Source organism: Sphingobium ummariense RL-3 (assembly GCF_000447205.1).
Taxonomy (GTDB): Bacteria; Pseudomonadota; Alphaproteobacteria; order Sphingomonadales; family Sphingomonadaceae; genus Sphingobium; species Sphingobium ummariense.
Genome location: NZ_AUWY01000092.1, coordinates 1 through 14524, shown reverse-complemented (window position 1 = coordinate 14524; position 14524 = coordinate 1). Strand labels below are relative to the sequence as shown.

Below are 14524 nucleotides of genomic sequence, written 5' to 3'. Positions count from 1 at the left end.
AAAGTGCGGCCCCCTTCGACGCCGCCTGCGGCGTCGCTCAGGACAGGCTTCGACAAGCTCAGGGCGAACGGCTGTTTTTCCCGAGGGAGGGGGCATGACCGACCTCTGGACCTCCGGAGAGATCGCCCAAGCCACGGGCGGCGCCGCATCGGCGCCGTTCGCCGTTTCGGGTGTCGCCTTCGACAGCCGCGAGGTGGCGGCGGGCGACCTGTTCGTCGCGATGAAGGGCGACAGCACCGACGGCCACAGGTTCGTCGACAAGGCTTTCGCGCAGGGTGCGGCGGGCGCGATCGTCAGCGATCCGGTGGATCATCCCCATGTGCTGATGCAGGACAGCGCCGCCGCGCTGGAGGCGCTTGGCCGCGCCGCGCGCGCGCGGATGCAGGGCAAGGTGATCGGCGTCACCGGATCGGTCGGCAAGACCGGCACCAAGGAGGCGCTGTTCCAGGCGCTCGACCGAGCCGAGCCGGGACAGGCGCATCGCTCGCTCAAAAGCTACAACAACCATGTCGGCGTACCGCTCAGCCTGGCGCGCATGCCGCGCGATTGCGCCTTCGGCATCTTCGAAATGGGCATGAACCATGCAGGCGAGCTGGCGGCGCTCACCCGGCAGGTGCGTCCCCATGTCGCGATCGTCACCGCCATTGCGCCGGCGCATATCGAATTTTTCGGCACCGAAGAGAAGATCGCCGAGGCGAAGGCGGAGATTTTCGAGGGGCTGGAGCCGGGCGGGACGGCCATTATCCCCTATGACAGTCCCCATGTCGCGACGCTCTACGGCAAGGCGGAGCGCCATGCCGCGCGCATCCTGACCTTCGGCCGCAGCCCCGAGGCGGATGTTCATGCCCGTGAGGCGGTTCCCACCGACACGGGTGGCACGCTGGTAACGGCGAAGCTGCCGGGTGCGGAGCTTTGCTTCACCGTCGCCGCACCGGGCGACCATTGGGTGTCCAATGCGCTTGCCGTGCTCGCCGCGGTGGAGGCGGTGGGCGGTGACTTGGCCGTTGCCGGACTCGCGCTCGCCGAAATGCCTGGCCTTCCGGGGCGGGGCGAACGGCGGCGCCTGTCGGTCGAGGGCGGCGACGTGCTGCTGATCGACGAGAGCTACAACGCCAACCCTCTCAGCATGGCCGCGACCCTCACCCAGCTGGGCCGCGAGAAGGCGGAGCGCCGCATCGCGGTGCTGGGCGGCATGCGCGAACTGGGCAGCCGCAGCGCGGAACTGCACGCCGGTCTCGCCGAACCGATCGCCGGGGCCCATGTCGACCGCGTCCTGCTGGTGGGGCAGGAAATGGCGCCGCTGGCAGAGGTGCTGGCGGGCAGCGTGCCCTTCGACCATGTGCCGGACGCCGCTGCCGCGACCGGCCTCCTTCAATCCGACATGCGCGCGGGCGACGCGATCCTGGTCAAGGGGTCCAACGGCATCGGGCTGTCCCGCCTGGTCGCCGCCCTGGCCGACGCCGCCCGCGACGGAGATAGTGACTGATGCTCTACTGGCTGGCCCAGCAACTGGATTTCGCGGGCGTCCTCAACCTGATCCGCTATCTCAGCTTCCGCGCGGGGGCGGCGATCGCGACCGCGCTGTTCATCGGCCTGCTCATCGGCCCGCGCTTCATCGGCTGGCTGCGCGTGCGCCAGGGCAAGGGGCAACCGATCCGCGACGACGGGCCGCAGAGCCATCTCGCCAAGCGCGGCACCCCCACCATGGGCGGCCTGATGATCCTGACCGCGATGGTCGGATCGGTGCTGCTGTGGATGGACCTGTCCTCCATCTATGTCTGGGCGTGCCTGTTCGTGACCCTGGGCTTCGGCGCGATCGGCTTCCTCGACGATTATGACAAGGTGACCAAGGCCAGCCACAAGGGGCTGTCCGGCAAGGTCCGCCTGCTCTTCGAATTCCTGATCGCGGGCCTCGCCGCCTGGATGATCGTGCACCAGCACGGCAACACCGCGCTCTACGTGCCGTTCTACAATGGCCCGGCGATCGAGCTCGGGCCCTTCTACTTCCTCTTCGCTGCCTTCGTGATCGTGGCCTTCGGCAATGCGGTGAACCTGACCGACGGGCTGGACGGGCTCGCCACCATGCCCGTCATCATCGCCTGCCTCGCCTTCATGGCGATCGTCTATCTGGTCGGCCGCGCCGACTTCGCCGCCTATCTCGGCATCCCGCATGTGCCGGGCGCGGGCAACCTCACCATATTGTGCGGCGCGATCATCGGCGCGGGGCTCGCCTTCCTCTGGTTCAACGCGCCGCCGGCCGCCGTCTTCATGGGCGACACCGGCAGCCTGGCGCTGGGCGGCACGATCGGCGTCATCGCCGTCACCGCCCATCATGAGATCGTGCTGGGCGTCATCGGCGGCCTGTTCGTGGTGGAGGCGATGAGCGTCATCATCCAGGTCTTCTTCTACAAGCGGACCGGCAAGCGCGTCTTCAAGATGGCGCCGATCCACCATCATTTCGAGCAGCTGGGCTGGTCCGAGCCGACGGTCGTGATCCGTTTCTGGATCATCGCCTTCGTGCTGGCGCTGGCCGGCCTCGCCACCTTGAAGCTGAGGTAAGCGGATGATCGTCTCGAGCGTCTTTGCCGGCAAGACCTACGCGGTGCTGGGCCTCGCGCGCTCGGGGCTGACGGTCGTCGACACGCTCGTCGCGAGCGGCGCCCGCGTGGTCGCCTGGGACAATCGCGAAGAGGCGCGCGCCGCCGTCGCCGGCAAGGCGGAACTGGCCGACCCGCTGGACATCGACCTCTCCGGCTTCGACGGCGTGGTCGTCTCGCCCGGCGTCCCGCTCAATCGCCACCCGATCGCGATGCAGGCGAAGCTGGCGGGCGTGCCCGTCATCGGCGACATCGAGCTGTTCGCGCTCGCCCGCCCGACCCTGCCGCCGCACAAGGTCGTCGGCATCACCGGCACCAACGGCAAGTCGACCACCACCGCGCTCGTCCACCACATCGTCGAGCAGGCCGGCATCCCCACCCGCATGGGCGGCAATATCGGCCTGCCGATCCTGGGTCAGGAGCCCTTGCCCGAAGGCGGCGTCTATGTGCTGGAGCTGTCCAGCTACCAGATCGACCTGACCCGCAGCCTCGACTGCGATGTCGCGGTGCTGCTCAACATCACGCCGGATCATCTCGACCGCTATGACGGGTTCGAGGGCTATGTCGCGTCGAAGGCGCGCCTGTTCGCGATGCAGTCGGCAGGCCATGTCGCGGTGATCGCCACCGAGGACGAACCCAGCCGGTCGATCGCCCACAACCTTCGTCATCCCGGCGAAAGCCGGAATCCCGCTTCTTCTGTCGCGCCGGAAGAAAGGGGAGAAGCCAGCCTGCGCTGGCATGACGTGAAGGAAGTGACGGCGGCTGACATCGATCCCGCTGCGCAATCGGGCTGGCCTTCCCTGCAAGGCCCGCACAATGCCCAGAACGCCGCCGTCGCCATCGCCGTCGCCCAGGCCCTCGGCATCGACGAGAGCATCACTGTCGCCGCCCTCGCCAGCTACGCCTCACTCCCCCACCGGATGCAGGCCGTGGCCACCCGCAACGGCGTCCTCTACGTCAACGACAGCAAGGCGACCAACCCCGCCTCCACCGCGCCGGCGCTCGCCGCCTGGCCGCCGGTCGACGGCCGGCCCCGCATCCACTGGATCGTCGGCGGCCTCGCCAAGACCGACAATCTCGACGAATGCGCCCCGCATTTCGGCAATGTCGCCCATGCCTATACCATTGGCGAGGCGGGCCATATGTTCGCCGACCTGCTGCGCCCCCATATGGCGGTCGACGATTCCGAGATGCTATCGGCGGCCGTCCGCCGCGCCGCGCGCGTGGCGCAGCCGGGCGATATCGTGCTGCTGTCCCCCGCCTGCGCCAGCTTCGACCAGTTCCGCGACTTCGAGGCCCGGGGAGACGCCTTCGCGGCTGCCGTTGCGGCATTGGACAATGGGACCGAAGCGGAGGCAGGGCAATGAGCAGGTTCAGGCCGGCCGAACTGGTCAGGGGCTTCAAGGGGCGCACCGTCCCGCGCGAACGCACCGCGCTCGCCATCTGGTTCTGGGAGATCGATCGCATTCTCCTCTCGCTGATCGTCGCGCTGATGGCGATCGGCCTCGTCGCGGTCGCCGCCGCCTCGCCCGTCGCGGCGATCGACCGGTCGACCAGCACGGTCACCGTCAACCCGCTGATCTATTTCTACCGCCAACTCATGTGGGTGGGGCTCGGCCTGCCGGTGATGCTCGTCATCTCCATGCTCCCCCGCACCCAGGCGCGGCGGCTGGCGTCCTTCCTCTGCATCTTCTTCTTCGTCATGCTGCTGTTCGTGCCGCTGCTCGGCAGCACGGTGAACGGCGCGCGGCGCTGGATCGACCTGCCCGGCTTCCGTTTCCAGCCCTCGGAATTCCTAAAGCCCGTCTATGTCGTGACCCTCGCCTGGCTGCTGTCGCTGCGGTCGAAGGACATGACATTGCCGGTCATCCCCTTCACCGGCGCGCTGACGCTGCTGATCGCCGCCATCCTGATGCGCCAGCCCGATTTCGGCCAGACCGTGATCTTCCTCGCCTGCTGGGCCTGCCTGCTGCTGCTGTCGGGCGTGCCGATGCGCTGGATCGCCCTGCTGGGTGGCGCCGGCCTCGCCGGCCTCGTCGCGGTCTATATGTTCTATGAAAACGGGCGGCAGCGGATCAACGACTTCCTCGGCATCGGCGTCCAGCTCGACACCGGCCCGGACCAGACCGACCTGGCCTATCGCACCATCGCCCATGGCGGCTTCACCGGCATGGGGCCGGGCGGCGGCCAGAACAAGTTCCGCCTGCCCGAAGCGCATACCGACTATATCTTCTCCGTGATCGGGGAGGAATTCGGCCTGCTCGCCTGCATCGCCATCGCACTCGTCTATCTCGCCATCGTCGTGCGCGTGCTGCTGCGCCTGCTGGACGAGGAGGATAATTTCACCATCCTCGCCGCTGCCGGCCTCACCACCCAGTTCGGGCTCCAGGCGATCATCAACATGGGCGTCAATGCCCAGATATTTCCGTCGAAGGGCATGACGCTGCCCTTTATCAGCTATGGCGGCTCCTCTATGCTTGCCCTTTGCATCGGGGTCGGCCTGCTGCTCGCCTTCACGCGGCGCAATCCCTTCATGGGCCGGCATACCGTGGTGAAATGGAGCGGTCGATGAGCATTTCCCGTCACTTCGTCCTCGCCGCCGGCGGGACGGGCGGCCACATGATACCCGCGCACGCCGTGGCGGAGGAGCTGATGGCGCGCGGCCATCATGTCGCCCTCGTCACCGACGAGCGCGGCGCCAAGATCCCCGGCATCTTCGACAAGGCGCAGGTCCACGTCCTGCCCGCCGGCCGGATGACCAAGGACCCCCGCACCTGGCCCGGTGCGCTCAAGGCGATCCTCGCCGGTCGCGCCATGGCGCGCCGCCTCAACGAGACCTTCCGGCCGACCGCTGTGGTGGGCTTCGGCGGCTATCCCGCCATGCCCGCGCTGCTCGGCGCGCTGGCCGACGGCATCCCGACCGCGATTCATGAACAGAATGCGGTGCTGGGCCGGGTCAACCGGCTGCTGGCAGGGCGGGTGAACGCCATCGCCACCGCCTATCCGCTGGTGGAGCGGCTGAAGGACAAATATGCGTCCAAGGTCCACCTGATCGGCAATCCCGTGCGCGAGGAGGTGAAGGCCCTGCGCGACGAGGAGTTTCCGGCACTGACCGACGAGAGCGTGTTCCGCGTGCTCGTGATCGGCGGCAGCCAGGGCGCGAGCATCCTGTCCTCGGTCGTGCCCGATGGCCTCGGCCTCCTGCCGCTCAGCCTGCGCCGCCGCCTCCAGGTGACGCAGCAGTGCCGGGCGGAGGATATCGAGCGCGTCCGCCGGCTCTATGCCGAGCAGGAGATTCCCGCCGACCTCGCCACCTATTTCAACGACGTGCCGGAAAAGCTCGGCTGGTCGCATCTGGTGATCGCCCGCGCGGGCGCCTCCACCCTTGCGGAACTGACCTGCGCCGGCCGCCCGGCGATCCTGGTGCCGCTGCCCAGCGCGATGGACGACCACCAGACCGCCAACGCCCGCGAAATGACCGAGGCCGGTGGCGCCCGCACCATCCCGCAGGCGCGCTTCACCGCCGTCGAGCTCGCCAAGCAGATGCAGAAGATGGCGATGGAGCCCGGCGCGCTTCAGAACGCGGCGAAGCGCGCCCGCTCCTGCGGCCGCCCGGACGCCGCCCGCGACATGGCCGACCTGCTCGAAAGCATAGGCCCGGCGCCGATCGTCAACGATCCCGTCCGCACCGGTCCCACACCCACCACCCTCAACCTGCAGGGGGTGCCGGCGTGAGCCTCGCTTCCTTCCTTCACCCCATCTCTCGCCGTCATCCCAGCGAAAGCTGGGATCCCGCTTCTTCTTCCTGCGCCGTGGCTCAAGGCAAAAGAGATGCCAGCGTTCGCTGGCATGACGGTATTTTGGACGCTTTGGAGATTAACGCATGAAGGGTGTCGGCACCGACATCGGCACGATCCATTTCATCGGCATCGGCGGCATCGGCATGTCCGGCATCGCCGAGGTGATGCACAATCTGGGCTATAGCGTGCAGGGCTCCGACGTGGCCGAAGGCTATGTCGTGGAAGGGCTGCGCAAGAAGGGCATCCGGGTGATGATCGGCCACAAGGCCGAAAATCTGGGCGATGCCGCCGTGGTCGTCACCTCCACCGCGATCAAGCGCGGCAATCCGGAGGTCGAGCTGGCGCTGGAAAACCGCATCCCCGTCATCCGCCGGGCGGAGATGCTGGCGGAACTGATGCGCCTCAAATCGACCGTCGCCGTCGCCGGCACGCACGGCAAGACCACGACCACCTCGATGGTCGCGGCGCTGCTTGACGCGGGCGGGGTGGATCCGACCGTCATCAACGGCGGCATCATCAACAGCTACGGCTCCAACGCACGCCTCGGCAACAGCGACTGGATGGTGGTGGAAGCCGATGAAAGCGACGGCAGCTTCCTGCGCCTGGACGGCACGCTGGCGGTCGTCACCAATATCGACCCGGAGCATCTCGACCATTACGGCTCCTTCGACAAGGTGAAGGACGCCTTCGTCGAATTCGTCGGCAATGTCCCCTTCTACGGCGCGGCGATGCTCTGCCTCGACCATCCGGAGGTGCAGGCCATCCTGCCGCGCGTGCAGGATCGCCGCATCGTCACCTATGGCTTCTCGGCGCAGGCCGACATCCGGGGCGAGAATGTGCAGTCCATCCCCGGCGGCAACCGCTTCGACGTCCAGATCCGCGAGCGCGACGGATCGACTCGCCGGATCGAGGGGATCGAGCTGCCCATGCCCGGCCGCCACAATGTGCTGAACGCCATGGCCGCGATCGGCGTCGCGCTGCAGATGGGCATCGGCGACGCGATCATCCGCACCGGCTTCGCCAAGTTCGGCGGGGTGAAGCGCCGCTTCACCAAGGTCGGCGAGATTGCGGTGGCTGGCGGGACGGCGACGGTCATCGACGATTATGGCCACCATCCGGTCGAGATCCGCGCCGTGCTCGCCGCCGCACGTGAGGGGGCGAAGGGCCGCGTCATCGCCGTGGTCCAGCCGCACCGCTTCACCCGCTTGCACGACCTGATGGACGAGTTCCAGCAGGCCTTCAACGACGCCGACATCGTCTATGCCGCCCCAGTCTATCCGGCGGGCGAACAGCCGATCGAGGGCGTCGACAGCGCCGCGCTGGTCGCCGGGCTCAAGCGCCGCGGCCATCGCGCCGCCGCGACGGTGGAAGGCGCCGACGCGCTCGCCGTCGCCATCGCCGCCGACGTCCAGGCCGACGACATGATCATCTGCCTCGGCGCGGGCGACATCACGAAATGGGCCGCCGGCCTCGCCGATGCGGTCGCGGCAAAGGCGAAGGAGGCGGCGTGAGCGCATCGGCGCCCTCTCTCGACCAGGCGGCAATGCCCCCCGTGCGGGGCAGGCTCACCGCGCAAGTGCCGCTGGCGCCGCTCGTCTGGTTCAAGAGCGGCGGCGCGGCGCAGTGGCTGTTTGAGCCCAAGGATGCTGACGACCTCGCCGATTTCCTGAAGGGCCTCGATCCCACGATTCCGGTCATGGCGCTCGGCCTCGGGTCCAACCTCATCGTCCGCGACGGCGGTGTGCCGGGCGTGGTCGTGCGCCTCGGCAAGCCCTTCGCCACGGTGGAGGCGGTCGACGCGACGACGCTACGCTGCGGCGGCGGCGCCTCGGGCATCCTCGTCTCCTCGACGGCGCGCGACAAGGGCATCGCCGGGCTCGAATTCCTGCGTTCCATCCCCGGCACGGTCGGCGGCTTCGTGCGGATGAACGGCGGCGCCTATGGCCGCGAGACCTGCGACATATTGCTCGAATGCGATGTGGTCCTCCGCTCGGGCGAGCGGGTGACGCTGTCCAATGCCGACCTCGGCTACACCTATCGCCACAGCAGCCTGCCCGACGGCGCGGTGGTAGTGAGCGCGGTCTTTCGCGGCATCCCCGGCGATCCCGCCGCGATCCAGGCGGAAATGGACCGCATCGCCGCCGCGCGCGAGGAAAGCCAGCCGCTGCGCAGCAAGACCGGCGGCTCCACCTTCAAGAACCCGGAAGGGCACAAGGCATGGCAGCTGGTCGATCAGGCCGGCTGTCGGGGGCTCGCCATGGGCGGAGCACAAGTATCTGAAAAACATACGAATTTCCTGCTCAACTTGGGTGACGCCACCAGCGCCGACATCGAAGGGCTGGGCGAGGAGGTCCGCCGCCGCGTCAAGGCGACCAGCGGCATCGACCTCGAATGGGAAATCCAGCGCGTAGGAAAACCGGCATGATCCACCCCCTCCCGCGCACCGCGTTTTACTCTACGGGTCGCTCTACGCCTTCGTGCAGGAAGGACGCCCGATGAGCCGCGGTCCCTGGCATGTCGTCGTCCTGATGGGCGGCTGGTCGGCGGAGCGCTCCGTCTCGCTCTCCAGCGGCGAAGGCGTCGCCAAGGCGCTGGAATCGCGCGGCCATCGGGTCACCCGCATCGACATGGACCGCGACGTCGCGCTACGCCTTGCCGAGGTGAAGGCCGACGTCGTCTTCAACGCCCTCCACGGCGTCCCGGGCGAGGACGGCACGGTGCAGGGGATGATGGACCTGATGGGCCTCACCTACACCCATTCGGGCCTTGCGACCTCCGTCATCGCGATCGACAAGCAGCTCACCAAGCAGGCGCTGGTGCCCCACGGCATCCCCATGCCCGGCGGCCAGGTGGTGCGCAGCGACAGCCTGTTTCAGGGCGACCCGCTGCCGCGCCCCTATGTCGTCAAGCCGGTGAACGAGGGCAGCTCGGTCGGCGTCGCCATCGTCACCGCCGACGGCAATTACGGCAATCCCATCGGCCGCGATGTCGAAGGGCCATGGCAGCATTTCGAGGAACTGCTGGCAGAACCCTATATCCGGGGCCGCGAGCTCACCACCGCCGTGCTGGGCGAGGAGGCGCTGCTGGTGACGGAGCTGCGTCCCAAGAGCGGCTTCTATGATTTCGACGCCAAATATACGGACGGCATGACCGACCATATCTGCCCGGCCGACGTGCCGGACGATATCGCGCAGGCCTGCAAGGCGATCGCGCTCCGGGCGCACCGGCTGCTCGGCTGCCGGGGTGCGTCGCGCGCCGATTTCCGCTGGGACGACGAACAGGGCGTCGAAGGGCTCTTCCTGCTGGAGGTCAACACCCAGCCGGGCATGACGCCCTTGAGCCTCGTACCCGAGCAGGCCGCGAAGCTGGGCGTCGACTATGCGGAACTGGTCGAGAGGATCGTCGAGGACGCGCTGAGGGGGAAGGCGGAACATGGCTGAGGCACGGATAAGGCGCGGCGGCACCGCGCGGCTGACCAGCAACACGGGGCCGCGCCCCAAGGCGAAGGCCAATGGCAAGCAGCTCAAGCGCACCTCCTGGATCGACCGCCTCATCGAGGCGCTCCCTGTCAGCGAAGCGACGCTCCAGCGCCTTGCAAGCTGGGCGATCGTCGGCATCGCGCTGGCGATCGTCACGGGCATCGCCTTGATCTTCGGCGTCCCCGACATGCTTCGTCATGGTGCCTCGGACCTTGCCGCCCGCGCCGGTTTCGAAGTCGAAAAGGTCGAGGTGCGCGGCGTCGAGCGGATGGACGAGATGCCGGTCTACAATATCGCGCTCGGCCAGGTTGACCGTTCCATGCTCTCGCTCGACCTGCCTCGGGTCCGCAGCGAGATGCTGAAGCTCGGCTGGGTCAAGGATGCGCGCATTTCCCGTCGCCTGCCCGACACGCTGGTGGTCGACATCGTCGAGCGCGATCCCGTCGCCGTGTGGCAGCATGAGGGCAGGCTGCACCTGATCGACGTGTCCGGCGTCGTGCTGCAGCAGGTGTCGGCTAGCGCCATGCCGGATCTGCCGCTGGTCGTCGGTCCCAACGCCAACCGCCAGACCGCCGGGCTCAACCGGCTGATGGAGAACGCCCCGGCGCTCAAGCCTATGCTGGCGGGCGCGACCTGGGTCGGGAACCGCCGCTGGGACCTGCGCTTCCAGTCGGGTGAGACGCTGTCGCTGCCCGAAGGCGACACGCAGTCCGCCGCCGCGCTGGTGAACTTTGCCCGGATGGACGGCGTCAACCGGCTTCTGGGCCGTGGTATCGTCCGGTTCGACATGCGCGATCCGGATCGTTTCGTCCTGCGCCTGCCGCGGGGCCAGGCGGAGGACAAGCCGGTGAAGCCGGACGAGAGCGCGAGCGCGCCCGCCCAAGGCGAGGAAGGGTAAGCCATGGCACAGCCCAAGGTCGAGAAGCTCATCACCGCGATCGACATTGGTTCGTGGAAGGTGTCCGCGCTGATCGCGGGCCGCACCGACACGGGCGAACTGGCGATCCTGGGCACCGGCCAGCGCGAGAGCAGGGGGGTGCGACGCGGCTTCATTGCCGACATGGAGCGGACCGAACTGGCCGTGCGGGAGACGGTGGAACAGGCCGAGCGCGTGGCCGGCACCAATATCGAGGACGTCTGGGTCAGCTTTTCGGGCGGCAGTCTGGTCAGCGATGTCGTCACCGTCGAGCGCGACATGGGCGGCTATCGCGTCGAGCAGCCGGATATCGACGACCTGCTCGCGACCGGCCAGCAGGGCATCGATCCCGATGGCCGGGTGGTGCTCCACGCACAGCCGACCTGCTTCACCATCAATGGTCGCGTGCCGGTCAAGAAGCCGCTGGGCATGCATGCCGACCTGCTGGGCGTCGACATCCATGTGGTCCTGGCGGACGGCGCGCCGCTCGCCAATCTCGACCTGTGCGTGCGTGGCGCCTATCTCAACGTCAACTCGATCGTGGCTTCGCCTATCGCCACCGGTCTGGCCTGCCTGTCGGAGGAAGAGCGCGACCTGGGCGTCGCGCTGGTGGAGCTGGGTGCGGGCGTCACCAACGTCTCACTTTACGCCGGGGGGATGCTGGTGGGGCTGCATTCGATCCCGATCGGTGCATCCGACATCACCGACGACATCGCCTCGGCCTTCGGCATCCGCCGCAGCCAGGCGGAGCGGATCAAATGCTTCTACGGCTCGGCGATGCAGAACCGCCGCGATTTCCGGGAAATGATCGAGATCGCCTCGCCCCATGGCGAGGCGCTGGTCGCGGGCCAGAGCGCCGGTCCCAATGCGGAAGGCGGCAAGATTACCCGCGCCGCGCTGGTCGGCGTCATCTGCGAGCGGCTGAACCAGCTGATGGCGGAGGTGAACACCGCGCTTGCGGGCATGGGCTTCAACAGCCCCACCGGGCGGCAGGTCGTGCTGACCGGCGGCGGCGCGGAAATGAAGGGCATCGCCGACTATGCGCAGGGGGCGCTGGGCCGCGCGGTCAGGATCGGACGGCCCCGCGGTCTTGCCGCTCTGCCTGAAGCGCATAGCGGCCCGGCCTTCGCGACGCTGGCTGGACTGGCCCTTTATGGCGCCACGAACCCGGTTGATCTCAGGACCATGGCGCCGGCGCCCCAGACTGTGCACCGTCTGGGCGCCCCGCAATGGTGGCAGCGCATGGTGCGTGCGATGCGCACGAATTATTGATCGAATCTCGACTGAACGAAAATAGGTGGTGAAATACTCTATTTTCTGGTGTTAACATTTGATGACGGTGTTGCTTTCCAAGAGGGAAGCTGAGGGAGCAGTAGTATGAGCATTGAGATCAGCCCGCCCCATGTGGACGAACTGAAGCCGCGGATCGCGGTAATCGGCGTCGGCGGTGCGGGCGGCAATGCGATCGCGAACATGATCGCGGCCTCGGTCGAGGGCGTGGACTTCATCGTAGCCAATACCGATGCGCAGGCACTTAATGCGTCGCCGGCCGAGCGTCGCATCCAGCTCGGGCCGCAGATCACGGAGGGCCTGGGCGCTGGTTCGCGGCCTGAAATCGGCAAGGCTGCCGCCGAGGAGACCATCGCTTCCGTCGACCAGGCGCTGGAAGGCGCGCATATGTGCTTCATCGCCGCCGGCATGGGCGGCGGCACCGGCACCGGCGCCGCTCCCGTCATCGCCAAGGCCGCGCGCGACAAGGGCATCCTGACCGTCGGTGTCGTGACCAAGCCCTTCACCTTCGAGGGCAGCCGGCGCATGCGCTCCGCCGAAGCCGGCATCGAGGAGCTGCAGAAGCATGTCGATACCCTCATCGTCATCCCGAACCAGAACCTGTTCCTGATCGCGAACCCCAACACCACCTTCAAGGAAGCCTTCCAGATGGGGGACGAGGTGCTGCAGCAGGGTGTGCGCGGCATCACCGACCTGATGGTCATGCCCGGCCTCATCAACCTCGACTTCGCCGACGTGCGGTCGGTGATGGGCGAAATGGGCAAGGCGATGATGGGCACCGGCGAGGCGGAAGGCGACGGCCGTGCGCTCCAGGCGGCGGAAAAGGCGATCGCCAACCCGTTGCTCGACGGTGTGTCCATGCGCGGCGCCAAGGGCGTGATCGTGTCGATCGTCGGCGGCGACGACATGCGTCTGATGGAAGTGGACGAGGCTGCGAACCATATCCGCGAACTGGTCGATCCGGACGCGAACATCATCTGGGGCTCGGCCTTCAACGACAATCTCAACGGCAAGATCCGGGTATCGGTGGTCGCCACCGGCATCGATAGTGAGGTGGGTGGCAACGCGGCGCCGCTGACCCAGCCCTTCAGCTTCGCCAATCGTCCGTCCGTGTCGGTGCCGACGGCCGCCGCGCCCAAGCCGGCTCCCGCTGCTCAGCCTGCGCCGGTCGCTGCGCCCGAGCCGGAGCCCGAGACGCTGGAACTGGACGTGCCGGAAGCGCCTGCGCCCGCGCCCATCCCGGCACCGCGCACCGAGAAGCCGGAAGCCGCCCCCTTTGCATCCCCCCGGCCGTCGGCGGTTTTCGCCGACGAGGACGGCTCGCAGGACGAGTTGCTGCTGGGCGCTGACAGCGCCCAGCCGGCTCCCGCAGCGCCCGAACCGGCGCCCGCGCCGCGCGTCGCCACAGGCGGCACGCTGTTCGAGCGCATGGCAGGACTGACCCGGGGCGCCGACAAGGCGGCGGCGCCGGACGATGCGACGCCGGGCGTGGATATTCCGCGCTTCCTCAACCGGCAGAGCAACCAGTAGGACTGCAAAGCGCGCTCGGGGCGTGCCGCCGCCCCTGGCGGGCGGTCCGGCGCACTGGCTTTCGCCATCAATTTCCCATTCATGGCGGGATCGGTTAAGGGATCGGCGTGAAATATCTCCCTTTCCGGATTCTTGCAGGCCTGGTGATTGCCGGCCCCGCCCATGCCCAATATGACCAGGCCCAGCTGGTGCGTCCTGCGGAGGCGGCCGATCTCAATGGCCATCTCGCGCGGCTGGCCACCAATCCCCGCGATGTCGCGGCGCTGATCGGCGCGGGCGAGGCGGCGCTGGCCCTGAACGATCCCCGCGCCGCTGCCGGCTTCTTCGCGCGTGCCGATGCGATCGAAAGCGGCAACGGTCGTATCAAGGCCGGGCTGGCCAGGGTGATGCTGCAGATGCAGAACCCGGCCGAGGCGCTGCGGCTGTTCGACCAGGCGACGCGCCTCGGCTATCCGGACAAGGGCTTCCTGTCCGACCGTGCTCTGGCCCGTGACCTGACGGGCGATCAGGCCGGCGCCCAGCGCGACTATCAGGCGGCGCTCAAGGCGAGCCCGGACGACCCGGAGATCCTGCGTCGCTATGCTGCTTCCCTCGGCATTTCCGGGCAGGTCGATGCGGCCGAAAAGGTGCTGGAGCCCCTGCTTTACAAGAGCGACCGGGCTGCTTGGCGGTATCGCGCCTTCATCCTGGCGATGAACAACCGGCAAACGGAAGCGAAGAAGATCGCGGACCAGACCATGCCGGTGCAGCTAGCCACCGCCATCACCCCCTATATGCAGAAGATGCCCTATCTGACGGCGGCGCAGAAGGCTGCCGCGGTTCATTTCGGGCATTTCCCCACCACCGTGGGCGCGCGGATCGCTGCCGTCACGCCCACGCCGCCAGTGTCCACCGGTGCGCCACCGCCCGCAC

The 14524-nt window shown here is 67.9% G+C and carries 12 protein-coding genes; all 12 read left to right on the top strand.

From position 1 onward, the window contains the following. Nucleotides 1-94 precede the first annotated feature (94 nt). Complete coding sequence (locus M529_RS37830) at nt 95-1486, top strand: UDP-N-acetylmuramoyl-tripeptide--D-alanyl-D-alanine ligase (RefSeq protein WP_021318485.1); 1392 nt, start codon at nt 95-97, stop codon at nt 1484-1486. Continuing rightward, nucleotides 1486-2559 carry a phospho-N-acetylmuramoyl-pentapeptide-transferase gene (gene mraY / locus M529_RS37825; RefSeq protein WP_021318484.1) on the top strand — a complete coding sequence of 358 codons (1074 nt, stop codon included), beginning with the start codon at nt 1486-1488 and terminating at the stop codon, nt 2557-2559. The genes M529_RS37830 and mraY overlap by 1 nt, the downstream gene beginning before the upstream one ends. A gap of 4 nt (nt 2560-2563) precedes the next feature. Then, entirely contained in the window at nt 2564-3964 is a 1401-nt protein-coding gene (murD, locus tag M529_RS37820) for a UDP-N-acetylmuramoyl-L-alanine--D-glutamate ligase (RefSeq protein ID WP_021318483.1), read from the top strand. Then, the gene (ftsW, locus tag M529_RS37815) at nt 3961-5169 is read left to right on the top strand and encodes a putative lipid II flippase FtsW (protein ID WP_021318482.1); all 1209 of its coding nucleotides are present in this window, start codon (nt 3961-3963) and stop codon (nt 5167-5169) included. Before murD ends, ftsW begins: the two co-directional genes overlap by 4 nt. Beyond that, nucleotides 5166-6332, top strand: coding sequence for an undecaprenyldiphospho-muramoylpentapeptide beta-N-acetylglucosaminyltransferase (gene murG, locus M529_RS37810; RefSeq protein ID WP_021318481.1), 1167 nt, complete (start codon nt 5166-5168; stop codon nt 6330-6332). Before ftsW ends, murG begins: the two co-directional genes overlap by 4 nt. Nucleotides 6333-6480: 148 nt before the next feature. Continuing rightward, nucleotides 6481-7908: a UDP-N-acetylmuramate--L-alanine ligase gene (gene murC / locus M529_RS37805; protein ID WP_021318480.1), complete on the top strand. Its 1428-nt coding sequence runs from the start codon at nt 6481-6483 to the stop codon at nt 7906-7908. Nucleotides 7909-7940: 32 nt separating this feature from the next. Beyond that, the gene (gene murB / locus M529_RS37800) at nt 7941-8822 is read left to right on the top strand and encodes a UDP-N-acetylmuramate dehydrogenase (protein WP_031295069.1); all 882 of its coding nucleotides are present in this window, start codon (nt 7941-7943) and stop codon (nt 8820-8822) included. 70 nt (nt 8823-8892) lie between these two features. Continuing rightward, nucleotides 8893-9837, top strand: coding sequence for a D-alanine--D-alanine ligase (locus tag M529_RS37795; protein ID WP_021318478.1), 945 nt, complete (start codon nt 8893-8895; stop codon nt 9835-9837). Continuing rightward, nucleotides 9830-10774, top strand: a complete 945-nt coding sequence (locus M529_RS37790) for a cell division protein FtsQ/DivIB (RefSeq protein WP_021318477.1) — start codon at nt 9830-9832, stop codon at nt 10772-10774. Before M529_RS37795 ends, M529_RS37790 begins: the two co-directional genes overlap by 8 nt. 3 nt (nt 10775-10777) lie before the next feature. Beyond that, the gene (gene ftsA, locus M529_RS37785; protein ID WP_021318476.1) at nt 10778-12064 is read left to right on the top strand and encodes a cell division protein FtsA; all 1287 of its coding nucleotides are present in this window, start codon (nt 10778-10780) and stop codon (nt 12062-12064) included. A gap of 105 nt (nt 12065-12169) precedes the next feature. Continuing rightward, nucleotides 12170-13612 carry a cell division protein FtsZ gene (gene ftsZ / locus M529_RS37780; RefSeq protein ID WP_021318475.1) on the top strand — a complete coding sequence of 481 codons (1443 nt, stop codon included), beginning with the start codon at nt 12170-12172 and terminating at the stop codon, nt 13610-13612. Between the two features lie 107 nt (nt 13613-13719). Beyond that, nucleotides 13720-14524, top strand: an 805-nt coding sequence (locus M529_RS37775) for a tetratricopeptide repeat protein (RefSeq protein WP_021318474.1), incomplete at its 3' end; no start/stop codon positions are given.